The sequence below is a fragment of the Hyphomicrobium sp. ghe19 genome, assembly GCF_902712875.1.
In the GTDB taxonomy this organism is placed as follows: domain Bacteria; phylum Pseudomonadota; class Alphaproteobacteria; order Rhizobiales; family Hyphomicrobiaceae; genus Hyphomicrobium_B.
Genome location: NZ_LR743509.1, coordinates 1576462 through 1592908, shown reverse-complemented (window position 1 = coordinate 1592908; position 16447 = coordinate 1576462). Strand labels below are relative to the sequence as shown.

General features: G+C 58.1%; 10 protein-coding genes and 1 riboswitch. Of the genes, 5 read left to right on the top strand and 5 right to left on the bottom strand.

Annotated elements, in window-relative coordinates; all coding sequences use genetic code 11:
* Positions 1-59: 59 nt before the first annotated feature.
* Positions 60-1751: a hypothetical protein gene (locus AACL53_RS07585; protein ID WP_339083886.1), complete on the bottom strand. Its 1692-nt coding sequence runs from the start codon at positions 1749-1751 to the stop codon at positions 60-62.
* A 126-nt stretch (positions 1752-1877) separates the two neighbouring features.
* On the bottom strand, positions 1878-3761 hold the full coding sequence (locus AACL53_RS07580) for a multiheme c-type cytochrome (protein WP_339083885.1): 1884 nt from the start codon (positions 3759-3761) through the stop codon (positions 1878-1880).
* Positions 3762-4245: 484 nt separating this feature from the next.
* Between AACL53_RS07580 and AACL53_RS07575 the strand changes: the two genes are divergently transcribed.
* The 5 genes from AACL53_RS07575 (at position 4246) to AACL53_RS07555 (ending at position 10824) form a co-directional block, all read left to right on the top strand.
* Complete coding sequence (locus AACL53_RS07575) at positions 4246-5322, top strand: 2Fe-2S iron-sulfur cluster-binding protein (RefSeq protein ID WP_339083884.1); 1077 nt, start codon at positions 4246-4248, stop codon at positions 5320-5322.
* A gap of 28 nt (positions 5323-5350) precedes the next feature.
* The gene (locus AACL53_RS07570; RefSeq protein WP_339083883.1) at positions 5351-6409 is read left to right on the top strand and encodes a cytochrome c family protein; all 1059 of its coding nucleotides are present in this window, start codon (positions 5351-5353) and stop codon (positions 6407-6409) included.
* 112 nt (positions 6410-6521) lie between these two features.
* Positions 6522-7391 (top strand): hypothetical protein, encoded by an 870-nt coding sequence (locus AACL53_RS07565; RefSeq protein WP_339083882.1) that lies wholly within the window; start codon positions 6522-6524, stop codon positions 7389-7391.
* Entirely contained in the window at positions 7391-9784 is a 2394-nt protein-coding gene (locus AACL53_RS07560; protein ID WP_339083881.1) for a hypothetical protein, read from the top strand. The genes AACL53_RS07565 and AACL53_RS07560 overlap by 1 nt, the downstream gene beginning before the upstream one ends.
* A gap of 143 nt (positions 9785-9927) precedes the next feature.
* Positions 9928-10824, top strand: coding sequence for a tetratricopeptide repeat protein (locus AACL53_RS07555; protein WP_339083880.1), 897 nt, complete (start codon positions 9928-9930; stop codon positions 10822-10824).
* A 143-nt stretch (positions 10825-10967) separates the two neighbouring features.
* Here the strand turns inward: AACL53_RS07555 and AACL53_RS07550 are convergent, their stop codons facing one another.
* The 3 genes from AACL53_RS07550 to AACL53_RS07540 all read right to left on the bottom strand — a co-directional run bounded on the left by AACL53_RS07550 (position 10968) and on the right by AACL53_RS07540 (position 16079).
* A complete protein-coding gene (locus AACL53_RS07550; protein ID WP_339083879.1) occupies positions 10968-11258 on the bottom strand; it encodes a hypothetical protein in 291 nt (96 codons plus the stop codon).
* Between the two features lie 811 nt (positions 11259-12069).
* The gene (locus AACL53_RS07545) at positions 12070-13194 is read right to left on the bottom strand and encodes a ribonucleotide-diphosphate reductase subunit beta (protein ID WP_339083878.1); all 1125 of its coding nucleotides are present in this window, start codon (positions 13192-13194) and stop codon (positions 12070-12072) included.
* Positions 13195-13220: 26 nt separating this feature from the next.
* On the bottom strand, positions 13221-16079 hold the full coding sequence (locus tag AACL53_RS07540; protein WP_339083877.1) for a ribonucleoside-diphosphate reductase subunit alpha: 2859 nt from the start codon (positions 16077-16079) through the stop codon (positions 13221-13223).
* A 102-nt stretch (positions 16080-16181) separates the two neighbouring features.
* A riboswitch (cobalamin riboswitch) is annotated at positions 16182-16402 on the bottom strand.
* Positions 16403-16447 lie beyond the last annotated feature (45 nt).

Sequence of the window (16447 nt, the reverse complement as noted above, 5' to 3'; positions counted from 1 at the left end):
AGCAACAATCCGAACAGCTTTCGCCGTCGTCCCCGACGGCGAAAGCTTTTGGCCGTTGCTCAGAACTTGCTGCGCAGCTCCGTACGGAACCCGAAATTATCTTCGGCGCCTTCTTGGATCTGATAGGTCGCATCGGCGCGGAACAGCCACGACCGGGTGAGCGGGATCTGATAGCGAGCGCCGAAGCCGTACTGCGCGCCCTTGGCACCGATATTGTCATTCTCGAAGGGCTGCACCGTCGCCACCTCGAAGACGAGCTGCTGATCCAGATTGAAGAGATACTGCACGCCGAGCGCGCCACCAAAGGTATTGGAGGCGGTGTCGTCGAGCTTCGGATAGCCCGTCAGCGCGTCGGTCTCGAAGTTGATGCCGACGTTCTTCAGTATGCCCGCGTTGTTGCCATCGACCAGCGGCTCGGGATTCCCGGCCCCGATAAAGAAGTTCGCATAGGGAAGAAGCGTGCTCGGCAAAGATGTGATCAAACTGTTCTCTGAAATCAAAGCAACGCCGTCGCCATTTCCGTGCCCATCCTCCCCGAAGTTCGCGAACACGCGGGTCGAGTTTGAGATCGTGTTGGCATAGCGCCGGGTATACGCGGCCGTCAGGAAGTGTTGCTCGACGCCGGCCTGAACACCGGTGCCCTGCAGAAAGCCATAACCCGCTTCGACATAGCCGTTGAAAGCGTCGGCGAAGGTCGTGACGCCGAAGAGGTTGGCATTGTTGTTGTCCACCTTGCCGTTGGCTTTGACGAAGCTCGCGTTGTCGATGTTATCGAAGCCGGCGAAGAAGGTGACGTCGAAGTTGGAGAGACCAAGCGCCGCCGAATTCCGCGCAGGCAGCGTCACCGCACCGCCGAGGATCGCGTCGTTCGCCCAGATCCCGTTCTGCAGGAACAGCGGGAAGAGACCGACGGTGAAAGGCAGGTCGAACCCGGCATGCTGTCCGGTCATGCCGGAATAGATGGAGCCCGCATCACCCTCGAAGTACAGAACCTGTGGAGTGAAATCGAACTCACCGTTGAACTTCTGATCGCCATCGCGACCGCCAAACTCAAAGCGAGTGAACTTTGCGTTGCCATCCTGAAGCGGCGTGAAGAACGCATGTATGCGCTCCGTTGCGGTAAGCTTGAAATCGACGTCGAGATTCAACCGCGTCGCAACCTGCGCGATATCCTTGCCGTTATTGCGATTGTAAGCGATCGCTGTCCGCCAATCCCCGTAGACGGAGAGCCCCGGAAGCAGCGGGTTCAATTTCCCGAAGATTGTGCTGCTCTCATCGTATATTCCCGAGGTGTATTGCTCGCGGCCTAATTCGAGCAGCGGGCGCGGCGGCTCGATGGCGGTTTTGCCGCCATATATGTCGGACTGTTCTTTGGCGTCGTACTTGTGCGCGTACTGCGGATCGGAGCGGAAGGCGCCTTCGGTCGATTTTTCTTTCTTGCGAGCTTTGGCTTTTTTGCCGTCTTCTTTTGCCGCGTTCGATTTGTCGGCGTCGTCGACATTCGCTCCGAGGTACTGCTTCGGAACGACAGTCTCGTTTTCGCGTTTCCCTACGGACTGGGAAGCGGCGGCAGACTCGCTGGACAAAGCCGTAATCCAGTTCTCGTCTTTGCCGGCCTCGGCGCCACTTTCACGGGGTTCGGTTTTTGCGGTCGTGCCTGACATCGTCAGATAGCTTCCGGCCATCAGAACAATTGCAGCAGTCGTCACACTCGTTCGGTATCGAAGGTTGCCCTTCGCATCGCAAGTCATATGGAAGCTCCCACATCATGCCCCTGGCTCGTGCGTTCGAGTTTCAGGAGGCTTCAGAGAGGCTTCGGACCCGCTATTTTGGTGCCCATGGCGGGACCAAATCCGAAACACTCGGCTCTTTGATTTTTATCCTTTCACGTCGACATCGACGGCGAAGTCATGGAAGTTCATGATCCGCTCATTCATGCTCTGCTCCATGGCCTTGGTGGCTCCGACGAAGCGCATGAAATAGATAGGCTCGGCACGGCTACGCATGCGGAAGGCAAGGCGGTATTTGCCAGACTTTTTGATCAATTTTCCCGGCACCGAATATTTGGCCACCCTCTCCCCTAGCGGCGCCATTGAATGGTTCTCCATGCGCACGAGCGGCGGATGATTGAGAACCGTAGTCGGGATTTGCGGCGGCCGAAGCTGCGGAAGTGGATCGATGTCGAAGTTTACCGGCAGGTACATCTCCCGGTCGGTGCCCTTGACATTGGTCGTGAGAAACTTGGTCTGAAAATTCACCAGCATTTGATCCGTGTCGATGCGGCCGGCTGCTACGTCGAGACTATGTAGATCCGCCATGTCCCCGTTGCTGTCGACGTAACCCGACTCCCAGATGTTCTTCCCATCGGGATCGACGAGGGCGACATTGACCCAAAGCTGCGGTTGCGCGCCGAGCGAGCCCGAAGGCAGGTTGTGCCCCGTATTGATGTTCTTGATCTTGTAGGAGAACGCCAGCTCTGCACCGATCCGCGGCGTGCCTTCGAAGTAGGGACCGTCGACCTTGCTGCTGTTCTCCATCACCTCACGCCTGAGCTTGTCACGCTCGTCGAGCTTCTTCAGATTTTCATCGATGATCTCACGGGCATCTTCGCGATCGCTCGCATCGGCCCATCGCTTTGGAAAATTGACCTTGATCTTTCCAGCCGCAACCTTGTCTTCGAACTTGCGGCTACCCCAACCGGCGCGCCAGTCGAACTCCAGCCAGTCCTTGATACTCGTGGTCTGCGCCTTCGTGTTGTGCGGGAAAATACCAGGGTGCGCGATAGAATAACCCGGACCGATAAACCGGTGGTTTGCATGCTTGCGCCCGGGGTTGACCTCTTTGCCGCCGACGATCGCAGAAGGCGCGGTCGCATAGCCGTCCGGCTTTCCCGGAGTCTTGCCCATGTGGCAATCCTGACAGCTGACGCCGGCTTTACGTGCCGGGCTGTCGCGATATTGATCCCAGACGATTTCCAACTTGATGCCGAGGTTGACTGCAACCTGGTGGCAGCTGACGCAGAACTCCGACTTGGTGATCTGATCGTTGGTAATCATGCCCGCGTGAATGTCGTTGCCGCGCCCGTCGGCACCCGTTTTGACCGAGTAGGTATCCTTATTGGCGAGAACGTCTTTGATGACGCTCTTTTCGCCGCTGCCATATACAGGCTCGTAGATTTTTCCGGGCTCGATCCGGCGCTCACCGTTGACCTTGCCGTACTGTTCCTTGACCCGGTGACAGGTGATGCAGGTTACACCCTCACGCGAGATCTGACTGCGCTTCCAGAGTGGCGCTTCGCGGGCTTCGCCGAGCTGCGTGCCGACCTGTTGATGGCATCGAACGCAAAAGGTGCCGACCGTTCCTTGAGTGAGCGATTGGAACTTCTGCTCGAACTTGTGGAACATCGGAGATATCGACGCATAGGCATGCTGCGACGACGACCACTCTTCATAAATTTGCTTGTGACATCCACCGCATTGCGCGGCAGTGGGATATAGAGACTCGTCGACGCCCTGGCCGCTATGCGGATCGGACTTGGACTTTACGATCTCGATGCTCGTCGCTTTGGCGGCCTGGCCTCCGCCGGCTGCTTCGCCATTCTGAGCGAATTTCTGTTCGGAACGGCTCTGTTGAGTTTGACTTGCTGTCTCGGCTAAAGCGCGAGATCCTGCGACGGCATCTTGCCGAGAGAACATTGCGCAGACCAGCATCGTGCCCGCCCATGCGCAGGCAAGCAGTGAAACACGCGAAACTTGTACCATCGCCCCCAGTCCAGACTGCCCATACCCCTGGGCAGAACTCAAAATTGCATGATCGCGCGAAATGCAGTCCGATTTATGCGATCCCCCGTCGAAAACAAATCAATACACAAAACGGGGCAGCGATATGGCCGGATTAAATGGCGAGCCAAATTGGCTATGGTTAATTCGGAATCGAAAAAACATTTCCATTCCACTCGATACAAATATTAAAGGAATTATGCTCTTCTAAATGATTACGAACGCCGCACACAACCCTAGGAAACGGCAGCAACTTTCCAAGAAGTGGATTGTTGTCGCGGGGAGCAAAACAGGCTCATTCGCGGGCGCAATGCTTAATGCATAATTCGAGTTTATGGAGCGAAATATTTCGCCTTCAATCCATGTTTCATTTTATTCGATCCGCCGTGGGTCATTGTCTAACCATAATAGCTGGATAGCTCCCAATTCCGAATTGCTTGAAACGGCACGAATTGCAGGACAGGTGATGGCAAAAAGCCATAACATTACGATCGATGGAAAAAGCTTTGAGGCACGCCCTGGTGAGTTGCTGCTCGACGCAGCTCTGAATAACGGCATCGACCTGCCTTACGATTGCCGCGCCGGACACTGCGGCACATGCTGCGTTCGGCTGATTTCCGGCGACGTGGAGGGCGGAGAAGGCGCCGAGCCAAGCATCGTTCATGCGTGCCAGTGCCGCATCGCCAGTAACGCGGTCGTGGAGAGCAATCGCCAGACAAATATTCGAACCGTCGAAGGCGTGTTGAGTTCACTGCGCCCTCTGTCGGCCGAGGTGATCGAGGTCGGCATCAAGACGGATCGCGCGCTGCCGCATCATGCTGGTCAATATGCGCAGGTGTGCTTCAGGGGCTATCCGCGTCGTCCCTTCAGCATTACGCATCCGCTCTGCGGCGATCCCAACAAGAGCTCCATCTGGTTTCATGTCCGGCGCATGGACGGCGGCCGCGTTACGTCATCGCTCGGCAAGCGCATCACGCCGGGACACCGGGTGACTTTGACCGGGCCGTACGGCTCGGCACATCTGCGGCCCAATCTGGAAGGCCGCCTCATTCTCGTCGCCACCAATACCGGCTTCGCGCCGATCTGGTCCATCGCCGTCGCCGCTTTGCGAGAGAAGCCGGAGCGAAGGATGATGATCATCGCCGGCGGCCGCACTGTCGAGTCTCTATATATGGGCCAAGCCCTCGTGAAGCTCGCACGTTTTCCCAATGTCCTCGTCGTGCCCGTCTGTAGTGCGCCGCAGGCTTTGCCGAACGCCATCATGCCCGGCCGGCCGACCGACTATCTGCCGCGACTGTTGCCGACCGATGTTCTCTACGCCTGCGGCGCGCCGGGGATGGTCGAGTCAGTCAAATCCATCGCCGCGCACGTTGGTGCGACCTGCCATGCAGATCCTTTCCTACCCAACGCCGATGGCGCGAGCGAAGGCGGCGTTCTGACCCGGGCGATGAAACGGCTTGCTGTGCCCCTCGGTCGCCCGCTGCGCAAAGCCGATTTCGATCGCTCCCGCGACCTCGCGATCACACTCGATACGAGCGCGTAGGCTCGCCGAAGCAAGGCTCGACAGCACTGTGGTTTCAGATCGTTTGAGTTTCAGTCCCTCGCATTTCGGCACACGGCGCCTCTCTCGCCTCGCCTGCTTTCTCTCCGGCTCGCTGATCATGTTTTTTGTCGCGTGCGGTGCGGCAGCATCCGATCCCGCCCAGGTCGTCGGGCCGAATGCCTGCGCCGAGTGTCACAAGCAGGAGACCGAAGCCTGGAAGACAACGCATCATTTCAAAACGTTTCGAGATCTTCCGCGCAACGCCGAGGCGAAGAAAATCGCGGACAAAATGGGAGTGAGACGCATCAAATCGGAAGGGCTGTGCGTCACCTGTCATTTCACGGTTCAGCAGAAGGACGATGGCAAAGAGCCGGTCGCGGGCATCTCCTGCGAATCTTGCCACAGCGCCGGCAAAGATTGGATCAAAGTTCACAGCGGCTACAGCGGCAAGACCGCAAAGACAGAGACGAAAGCCGAGGCGGCGGCGCGCTGGAAACTCGCCAATTCCAAAGGAATGATAGGGACCAGCGCGATCTATCAGCTGGCGAAGAACTGCTACGGCTGCCACGTCGTGCCGCAAGAAGAACTCGTGAATAAAGGCGGCCATCGCGCCGGCAGCGCCTTCGATCTGGTGTCCTGGTCGCAGGGTGAGGTCCGCCACAACACTTGGTATTCCAAGGGCAAGGACAACGCTGCCGCGAACGCGACGCGCAAGCGGATGCTCTATCTTATCGGCCTTGGCGTTGAACTCGAGACTTCATTGCGCGCCGTCGCAAAGGCGACGGTTAGAAAGCCCTATGCGTTCTTCATGGCCGAGCGGGTCGACCGGGTACGAAAGCAACTTGCCGCTGCGGCGAAAGCTGCGCCGAACGTGCCCGAAATCGCCAAGTTGATCGAATATGCACATTCGGCATCGCTGAAGCTCAACAACGAGCGCCTGCTGACCGCTGCTGCCGACAGCGTTTCCAAGCTGCTCACGGGCCTCACCGAAAAATACGACGGCAGCACAATGGCCGGGCTCGATGCGCTCATTCCGGGACCGGAAAAGTACGTGGGGAAGGTGAGGCCACCGAGTGCAATCAATTGATCGGGTCGCGATGCCGACAGCAGCTGTCTGACACGCACGATGGGGGAACGACGATGAATAATCTTGGCGGGCCGCCTTGAAATTGCTGGCGCGGCGCGCGGCAAACGTGTCGATGGGAGCACGCTCTCCGGGCCCGACGCGAGGGGGCAGCGGCCAGACAATCACTGCGATACTGATCGTTGCCATCTCCGGCGGCCTATTCTGGCTTGTCCAAATCTACACCGATGCACTTCGCGATCCACGCTATCTCGACGGCTGGCTGCTGGCTGGTGGAATGAGCTTGCAGCTCTTCTTTCACGTCGCCACCAAAACGGGCAGGCTTCCGCCAAAATCCATCATGCGGTGGCGGACGTTCCATATTTTTGTGGGCTACCTGCTGGTCGCGGCATTCCTTTCCCATTCAAATTTCGCCCTTCCGAACTCTGTTTTCGATTGGGCGTTGTGGTCCGGCTTCATGCTCGTGACTCTGAGCGGCCTTTTCGGTACCTATCTGGCTTGGTCGCTTAAAGCCAAGAGCCGCGTCGACGAGCGCGTAGGCTATGATCGCATTCCCGTTCGCGTCGCTGAACTCGCGCGCGATGTGAAAGCGATCGTGGCAATGCCCGATCCGTCGGCCGACGCGATCGCCTTGCCCGCGGCGCCTTATGATGCCTGGATAACCGATCTCTACACCAACCACTTGCGGGATTTTTTCGAGGGCCCGCGCAATTTCTCGTCCCACCTGATCGCTTCGCAACGCCCACTCAAGCGGCTCATCGACGAACTCAACCACCTCGCTCCCTACGTTGACGCCCAGGGCCAGGAAAGGCTTTCCAGAATCTGGAACCTCGTAGCCGAAAAGGACGCCCTTGATTTCGCGCGCGTCCATTTCGGGCTTACCAGGGCCTGGCTATTTGTACATGTGCCCGTCACCTACGGGCTGCTCGTCCTCTCGGTGCTGCACGTCCTCGTCGTCTACTCATACGCGTCGGGGGCTCTGTGATGTGGCGCTTTTTCTGGCCGCTAGAGAGCCACAGTCCGAAGCCTCCGAGCTTCCGGCGCGACCGCATCGCGCTGCTCGTGGCACTGATCACGGCGGCTTCCACGTTCACCGCCTACTTTCTCTCGAAGGGCACGCAGTTGCTCATGCCCGGGCCGCTGACGAGCGCTCACGCTTCGATTGAAAATTGCTCTTCGTGTCACAGCAAAGGCGGCGACGGAAAGTTGAGTTGGATTCACGGCCTTGTCGCCGGCAACCCGATTGATGATAGCAAGGCCTGCATCACCTGCCACAAGATGCCGGCAACGGCTTTTTTCCCACACGGCGCTTCGGCCAATGTGCTGTTAGCCAGCACCAAACGGCTGACCAAGATTGCTGCGTCGACGCCCGAGCCGCTATCGGCTCGCGCACAAAACGCCGCCTTCCCATCCCACGATGTCGTCTCACCCGGCCTCACTTGCGCAACCTGCCACCAGGAGCACAAAGGCGCCAATTTCAAACTGGGCAAGATCTCCAACGAGCAGTGTCGCTCGTGCCATGTCGTAAAGTTCGATAGCTTCGACGGCCATCACCCGCAATTCGAAAACTATCCGTTCGATCGCCGCACGCGGATCGTCTACGATCATGCGAGCCATTTCGATAAACACTTTCCAGAAGTCGCGAAGAAGGATGCGGCGAAGCGTATTCCGGACTCCTGCTCGACCTGTCACGACAGCCAGAAGGACAGGAGGATCATGGCGGTCGCGCCATTCGAGAAGACCTGCACCGGCTGCCATCTCGATCAGATCACAGGGAAGGAACGGGCGACAGGCCCGAAAGGTATTGCCTTCCTCGCGCTCCCTGGCCTCGACCTGGAAACCCTGAAGAAGCGCAACGCCGCAATTGGCGAATGGCCGGAGGCGTCCGAAGCCGGGCTAACACCCTTCATGAAGGTGATGATCAGCCGGACCGAGAAGGGCCGTGCGCTTATCAAGACCGTTGACAAATTGAACCTCCAGGATCTGACCAACGCAAGCGACGATCAGATCACGGCCGTGAAGGATCTCACCTGGGAGATCAAGCGGCTGCTTTATTCGCTTATCTCCGGCAAGGCTTCGGACGTTCTCGGCGACCTCAACATCGGCAGCGGCGGAAAGCTGAGTGCGTCTCTCGTTGCCGATCTGACCGCGAGCATACCGCGTGATGTCGTCGTCGGTGCCCAGCAGCAATGGCTGCCCAATCTTGCGAGAGAAATCACCGGCGGTCCGGTGACCTCCGACCCGCAACCCGCCGTCAATGATCCCGAACCAAGCAATTCGAGCGCGGCGACAACCGAGGAGCCTGCTGCCGCGGACGCGCCGGCGGCTTCGGACCAACCTCAGGCATCGACCGAGGCTGACGAAAAAACTGACGAGAAAGAGGCGCCGAGCGAAAATGCCAGCGGCACCAAATACGATCCGCCCGCATGCCTCATGCGCGTTCTTGGTCAGTGCCTCATGCCCGCAGGACAGGAGAAGAAAGCTTCGGGGGCCGATGCTCAAGGAGCCGCCGGAAAGGACGACAGCGCAAATGCGAAATCGAACGGCGGCAAGGAGAAACGCGCCGCCGGCAGCCTGCCCGAACCGATGAGAGCAGGTTTGCAGGACGCACGTCCGGCGGAGAATGCTCAAGTCGCCGGCGACAAAGCGACGAGCCAATCTGACGACCTGCTCCGACCCACGGAGGAAGAGCTTCGCGAAATGAAGTCCCGCGGCAATGACCGCGGCAGAGCGCCAGAGCCTCGCGCAATTCCGTCGCAACCGGACACAGCCTCTGCGTCTCCGGCGAAGACCGCGCCTGTGATCAGCATAGAAAGCAATATCGATCCGGAAAGCTGGGCCGAATACGGCGGTTGGTACCGGCAGGATTATGCGATTTTCTATCGCCCGGCAGGTCACAAGGACAAATTCATCTACTCATGGCTCTTCCTGACCGGCCCGCAGGCGCCGAAGGGTGACCGAGGCCCCGCAGCAGCCGTCTTCGATTTCCTGACGAGCAAAGACGCTCAAGGGTCCTGCACGAAATGCCACAGCGTGGACGACAATCAAGGCAAGGGCCGCGTGGTCAACTTCTCACCGTCATCGGCTGAGACGAAACTCGGACGCTTCACGACTTTCATCCATGAGCCGCATCTCGGCGTCATGCAAAATCGCGGCTGCCTGACCTGCCATAGCCTCGACAAGAGCCGCCCCTACCTGAAGAGCTACGAACAGGGCAATCCGCATAGCTTTGCCTCCAACTTTGGGGCCGTGAACAAGGACCTTTGCCAGAGCTGTCACACCGCCAAAAAGGTGCGCCAAGACTGCCTCACCTGCCACAAGTATCATGTGAATGGCGTGATCACCCCGATCATGCAGACGAAAATCCCGATGCAGTAGCGCCGAGCGTTCTACTCCGATCAAGCCGATGAAGATGAAACATCGGCGCGGGGTTCATCATCTTTTGTCGCGCAAAACCATTGTGCTGATGCCTCATTTTGCGACCCATTCCTCGGCGAAAAAGCACTTCACGAGGATGGGACATGACACAGCACTACATGATGGTCGCCACTGGGACAGCCGCAACGCTGCTGGCGACGGCGCTACTTGTCTTGCGCGTTAGACTGCATGGTCACCGGCCGGCAGTAGCGCTCGTCAGACGGTGGATCGCGACAAGCCTTCCCTCATCCGGTCTCGTATTGCTTCCGCTCGCTGCTATCGCCGCCGTCTGTTTTGCAAGCGTCGCGCAGAATGAGTTGAACTCGTCTAGCGTTGGAACAGCCATAAGTGATACGCAGTCTGCACCGCATTCGGCATTCGCCTCTGATGATGGCTCGGATACGTCGCAAGCATTGGACTCTCTTCGCGCGTATGCGAACGCGATAGACGCAAATCCGGAATCGGCGGCAGCTCAGTCGCCCGCCTCCAACGCGGTCGAGTTGCCTGACGTCGATACGATGATCGTGAAGCTCGTGACGAGGCTCGAACAAGATCCGAACGATGTGAACGGTTGGAAAACGCTCGGATGGTCTTACCTCAATACCGATAAGCCAGACGATGCGGCTAAAGCCTACGAAACAGCCCTGAAGCTCGACCCCGGCAATGAGGAAATCAAGAAGGCCCTCGAGCAAGCAAAGTCGGCACAGATCGCGGCAAGCAATTCGCCGTCCGCTTCAGCATCAGAGCCAGTGGCAGGGGACACCGCTTCTCAGCGTGACGACATGATCCACGGCATGGTCGACAAGCTCGCAGCACGGCTCGAAACCAATCCAAACGACGAGAACGGCTGGCTGCGTCTTATGAGTTCGCGCATGACCCTTGGCGAGAAGGATGCTGCAAAAGCAGCACTGACGAAAGCCCTCGCGGCCTTTGCAAACGACGCCGGCGCAAAGACCCGCCTGACCTCCGCGGCGCGCGAACTCGGCATCGGCACCGAATAGACGACGAGCGAGCGCGCCGGGCAAACCTTGCCCAGCGCCTGGCACCAATCGAAGAGCATCGTCTGTCCGCCCTTGAACCCCAGCTTCTTGAAGTCCAATTCGAACCGCGTCTCTTCGAAAGACAGAGACGGAGATTGGGACGATCAGCGCTTCTTTTTTCGAAGGTCGAGATAATAAAGATCCAGCCCGTAGATCTCTTTTCGGCGCGAGTTCAGCTGCGCGATGAGAGCAATCATCGAGGCCGTGTTGAAGAGCAGCACAAGCCCGCCTGAAATCGCAAGAGCGAGATTGACTTCATCGGAAAACCCCCAGACGCGCATTTCGTAGAAAATGAACCCGTAAAGCGCCCACAGCACAACGACACTGACTAGGGACCAATTCCGATCTGCAGCGAATTCGCGCTCAATTCGGGGATCTTCCTCGGGTGGTTTCAAGATAACCTCCACGGTTGATTATTAATTGTGTGAGGGACTTAAAAACAATCGTCATCAAATGAAGGGCGTTCGTGCACTGAAAGCAAGCGAAAGGGTTTTGTAATTTTCGGCGAATTGCATCGCCGTCCGGGAAGGAAGGGTCTCTTGCAACGCAAGTTCGAGATTAACGTATACAGATCAAATCTTCTAGGCATATTTCACAAAGAATCGCCCTAGAGTTGAGCGGCGGGCACCGGTAGGGCGCACACTGTATGCCTTCAAAACCATGCGCACACGCATCGCGAGTCGCTTGTTGGATCTTACATATAACGAAATTACTGAGCAAATTGGTTAAAGGATTCCGGCAGCAGTTTCATACCCTTACGACGGCTCCATCGAGCGGCATTGTTATATTTTCGTTCTGGGATCTTATCTCGACGTCGAAGCGCTGCGATACGCACGTCGCTTGATCATCTACCCGTAAATCCGCAGTGTTGTTTTGAGTTGAACTTTCGGCGCAATTTCAGCGACTACAGGATCCTCAGAGTGCCAAAGGATGCTTGTCGCCTCAATGCCGTGAAAGTCTCTCGACGTTACAACAATCGACCTGCGCTGTCGCAAGCACTTATCGATCTCGTCAACGTCCGGGATCGGCGTCGGGTAAGTCCGATTTCCGTTAGGCAGTATGACGCTCATGGCCGACAAGTCCTCCTCCAGAGATGTACGTGAAATCAAGAGCCAGTTGTTCGATCGAGCAACTTTTGCATAGTCGCCGGTCACTGCAAACTTTCATCCGCAGTGACCGTTTTGCAGACAGCTAGAGCCAGGCAGCTCATTCCCAGCTCAGCGCTCCGCCGTTCTGATATTCGATGACGCGTGTTTCGAAGAAATTTTTCTCCTTCTTCAGATCCATCGCTTCCGACATCCACGGAAACGGGTTTTCCCGTTCCTTGAACACCGGCATAAGGCCAAGCTGTGCGCAACGGCGGTTGGCGATGAATTCCATATACTGTTCCGTCAGCGCGGCGTTGAGACCGAGAAGGCCGGTCGGCATCGTATCCCGGCCGTAAGCGGCTTCGAGACCGGCGGCATCGTGGAGCATCTGACGAATTTCATCCTGAAACGCCTTCGTCCAGAGGTCGGGATTTTCAGCCTTGATCTGGTTGATGACGTCGATACCGAAGTTGAGATGAATGCTCTCGTCGCGCAGGATGTACTGATACTGCTCGGCGATGCCCACCATCTTGTTGCGCCGTCCCAGCGACAGGATTTGAGCAAAGCCAGTGTAAAACCACATCCCTTCGAAGACGACGTAGAACGCGACGAGATCGCGAAGGAACGCCTGATCCGTTTCCTTCGTGCCGGTCTTGAAAGCCGGATCTTCCAGATGCTTGGTGTACGCCAGCGCCCAGGCGGCCTTGTCCGTGATCGAAGGAATTTCCCGGTACATATTGAAGAGTTCGCCTTCATCGAGGCCGAGACTTTCAACGATGTACTGGAAGGTGTGGGTATGCACCGCTTCCTCGAAAGACTGCCGCAAGAGATATTGCCGGCACTCCGGATTGGTGAGGTGGCGATAGATTGCCAGCACGATGTTGTTGGCGACGAGCGATTCCGATGCCGCGAAGAAACCGAGGTTGCGCTTGACCATGCGGCGCTCGTCCTCCGTCAAGCCATCCTTGGCTTTCCAGAGCGCGATGTCGGCCTGCATCGACACTTCGGTCGGCATCCAATGATTGTTGCAGCCAGCCAGATATTTCTCCCACGCCCAGCGATACTTGAGCGGAAGGAGCTGATTGACGTCGGCGTGGGCGTTGATCATCGCCTTGTCATCGACGCGTACGCGGCCGCCATGACGATCGATATTGCCGAGGCCGGTCGCAACTTCCGGATCAATGATCGGGTGAGGTTTGCGGACCGACGGCGAATGGGCGGCTGGCTCTGACCAGTCGAGCATGAGATGTCTCCGTTTCTAGAATTTCCTTACTGGCAGGCTTCGCAAGTCTGATCGTCGATCGAGCAGGCTTTGCCTTCGGCCGGCGACGAAAGCAAAACCGGGCTAGCGACTGCGTTGAGCTTGCCGTCCGTACGCTTGAGCGTCGACTTCTCGACGTGCGTGGCCGATTGGGCCCGCAGATAATAGGTGGTCTTGAGGCCACGCTCCCATGCAAGGCGATAAAGTGCATCGAGTTTACGCCCATTCGGCGCCGCGAGGTACAGATTGAGCGATTGGCCCTGGTCAATCCATTTCTGCCTCCGCGCAGCCGCATCCACGAGCCAATGGGCATCGACTTCGAAGGCTGTCGCATAAAGCTCTTTGAGATCGTCCGGGACCCGGTCGATAGTGCCGAGCGAGCCATCGAAGTACTTGAGGTCCGACACCATCACCTCGTCCCAAAGACCGCGCGCCTTGAGATCGCGAACCAGGAACGCATTCACGACCGTGAAGTCGCCCGACATGTTGGACTTGACGTAAAGGTTGCGGAATGTCGGTTCGATCGACTGCGCGACACCACAGATGTTCGAGATCGTCGCGGTCGGCGCGATCGCCATGACGTTGGAATTGCGCATTCCAGTCGTCCTCACGCGGTCGCGCAGTGCAGCCCAGTCCAGAGTAGCGGACGCGTCGAGCCGAAGGTCTGCGCCTCGCGCGTCGCTGAGAATGCCAATCGAATCGATCGGCAGAATGGCCCTGCTCCACAGAGAGCCTTCGAACGACGGATACCTGCCACGTTCCGCGGCGAGATCAACCGACGCCGAAATGGCATCATAGCTGATCGCCTCCATGCTGCTATCGGCAAACGCTACGGCATCATCCGAGCCATAAGGAATGCGAAGCGCATGCAGCGCATCCTGGAACCCCATGAGCCCAAGACCGACGGGACGATGACGAAGGTTCGAGCGCCGCGCTTCCGGGATCGTGTAGAAATTGATGTCGATGACATTGTCGAGCATGCGCATCGCCGTCTTCACGGTGCGGGCGAGCTTGTCGTGATCCAGACCTTGCGGCGTGACATGCGCGGCGAGGTTGATCGAACCCAGGTTGCAGACTGCGACCTCGTCGTTCGAGGTGTTGAGCGTGATTTCCGTGCAAAGGTTCGACGAGTGCACGACACCGCAATGCTGCTGAGGCGAGCGTAGGTTGCAGGGGTCCTTGAACGTGATCCACGGGTGGCCCGTCTCGAAGAGCATCGTCAGCATCCGCCGCCAAAGATCGACCGCGCGAACGCGCCGCGCAATCTTCATCTCCATGCGTTCGGCCTTCTTCTCATACTCTTCGTAACGCGCCGCGAACGCTGTGCCGTAGAGATCGTGCAGGTCAGGAACCTCGTCGGGCGAGAACAGCGTCCAGGGTCCGTCTTCTGCGACGCGCTTCATGAAGAGATCCGGGATCCAGTGAGCCGTGTTCATGTCGTGCGTTCGCCGGCGGTCGTCACCGGTATTCTTCCGGAGATCCAGAAACTCTTCGATGTCGATGTGCCACGTTTCGAGATAAGCGCAGACCGCACCTTTGCGCTTGCCGCCCTGATTGACCGCGATCGCGGTGTCGTTGGCGACTTTCAGGAACGGCACGACTCCCTGGCTTTCGCCGTTTGTGCCTTTGATGTGGGCGCCGAGGCCGCGCACGCGCGTCCAGTCATTGCCGAGGCCGCCTGAGTATTTGGCGAGAAGCGCGTTGTCCTTAATGGACTTGAAGATGCCGTCGAGATCGTCCGGCACCGTCGTCAGGAAGCACGAAGACAATTGCGGACGCGGGGTTCCGGAATTGAAAAGCGTCGGCGTGGAGCACATGAAGTCGAACGACGAGATGAGATCATAGAAGGCGATGGCCTTCTCCTCGCGGTCGATCTCACGCATCGCGAGGCCCATGGCGACGCGCATGAAGAAGGCTTGCGGCAGCTCGAAGCGGATACCGTTCGTCTGCAAGAAATAGCGATCGTACAGCGTTTGAAGGCCAAGATACTGGAAGATGCCGTCGCGCTCTGGCTTCAACGCGCGCCCAAGACGCGCCAGATCGAACCGCGCCAGTTCCGGATCGAGCAGTTCGGCCACGATGCCTTTCGCGACCAATGCCGAGAAGTACTCGGGATAGCGTGCCCCCATCTCCGATTGACGCGCCGAGTCTTCCCGACCCCTCACGAACGACAGTGCCTCGCTGCGCAACCGATCCATGAGCAATCGCGCCGCGACGAATGTGTAGTTCGGCTCTGTTTCGATGAGGGTGCGCGCGGCGAGCACCGGCGCTTCCGCCAACTCATCGACCGTAATTCCGTCGTAGAGATTGCGTTGGCTTTCGGAAAGCACGGACTCTGCGGTCACATCCGGCAAGCCATCGCAGGCTTCGACAATCAGCAGGCGCAGCCGGTCTATGTTGAGCGGAGACAGACGGCCGTCCCTTGCCTTGACGTTCATCGGCGAAACGGCAGCGACCTTCACAAGTTCAGCAGACGTTGCGCGTTCGCGCGCGCGCTCTTCGCGATAAAGGACGTAAGCTCGCGCAACTTTGTGGTTTTCGCTGCGCATCAGCGCAAGCTCGACCTGATCCTGGATCTCTTCGATATGGAACGTGCGGCCCTGAGCGCCGCGGCGCGTCAACGCCGAAACGATCTGCTCAGTCAATTCCTCGACGGTCTCGTGAACGCGCCGCGATGTAGCCGCGCGCCCCCCTTCAACGGCGAGGAATGCCTTGGTGAGCGCCACGGTGATCTTGCTGGCGTCGAATAGCGTGACGCCGCCGCTGCGCCGGATGACCTGGAACAGCTGTTCCGTCGAGGCCTTCGGTGCGCCGATGCCTGAAACGTGATTGGATTGAGAGCTTCGTGCTTGGAGTACGATAGACATCGGCAAACCCCTGAAAAAAGGGGGCTTGGGCCGCATGGTACGCGCATTCATCCGCGCGCAATGGCGGGATGAACCAATCCATCAGGACACCCCGCCCGAGGACGTGAAAACACCATCACAGGCAGGTCTCCTGACTCGCGGGTCGCTGCTCTCTGTCTGGCCTTCCCGACACGCGAAGCATCAGTGACCTTTATCCGACAGGAACTCGCCGCTCACAGTTGCGGGGGCAGTCCCGGGATTGCACCGCTCGAAAAGCGATGCGCACCGGGTTCCCTCTTAGCGCTGAATGTTGAAATCCAGCGACCTATGATGTCCTCATAAAGACAGATTCCAATGGGCATGCGCAATATGTGGTGGCGCGAATTCTA

Bases quoted from the DNA above. Each gene is read 5' to 3' on its own strand.
- AACL53_RS07545 (WP_339083878.1), bottom strand. From the start codon at position 13,194: ATGCTCGACTGGTCAGAGCCAGCCGCCCATTCGCCGTCGGTCCGCAAA.
- AACL53_RS07560 (WP_339083881.1), top strand. From the start codon at position 7,391: ATGTGGCGCTTTTTCTGGCCGCTAGAGAGCCACAGTCCGAAGCCTCCG.
- AACL53_RS07585 (WP_339083886.1), bottom strand. From the start codon at position 1,751: ATGACTTGCGATGCGAAGGGCAACCTTCGATACCGAACGAGTGTGACG.
- AACL53_RS07580 (WP_339083885.1), bottom strand. From the start codon at position 3,761: ATGGTACAAGTTTCGCGTGTTTCACTGCTTGCCTGCGCATGGGCGGGC.
- AACL53_RS07575 (WP_339083884.1), top strand. From the start codon at position 4,246: ATGGCAAAAAGCCATAACATTACGATCGATGGAAAAAGCTTTGAGGCA.
- AACL53_RS07555 (WP_339083880.1), top strand. From the start codon at position 9,928: ATGACACAGCACTACATGATGGTCGCCACTGGGACAGCCGCAACGCTG.
- AACL53_RS07565 (WP_339083882.1), top strand. From the start codon at position 6,522: ATGGGAGCACGCTCTCCGGGCCCGACGCGAGGGGGCAGCGGCCAGACA.
- AACL53_RS07540 (WP_339083877.1), bottom strand. From the start codon at position 16,079: ATGTCTATCGTACTCCAAGCACGAAGCTCTCAATCCAATCACGTTTCA.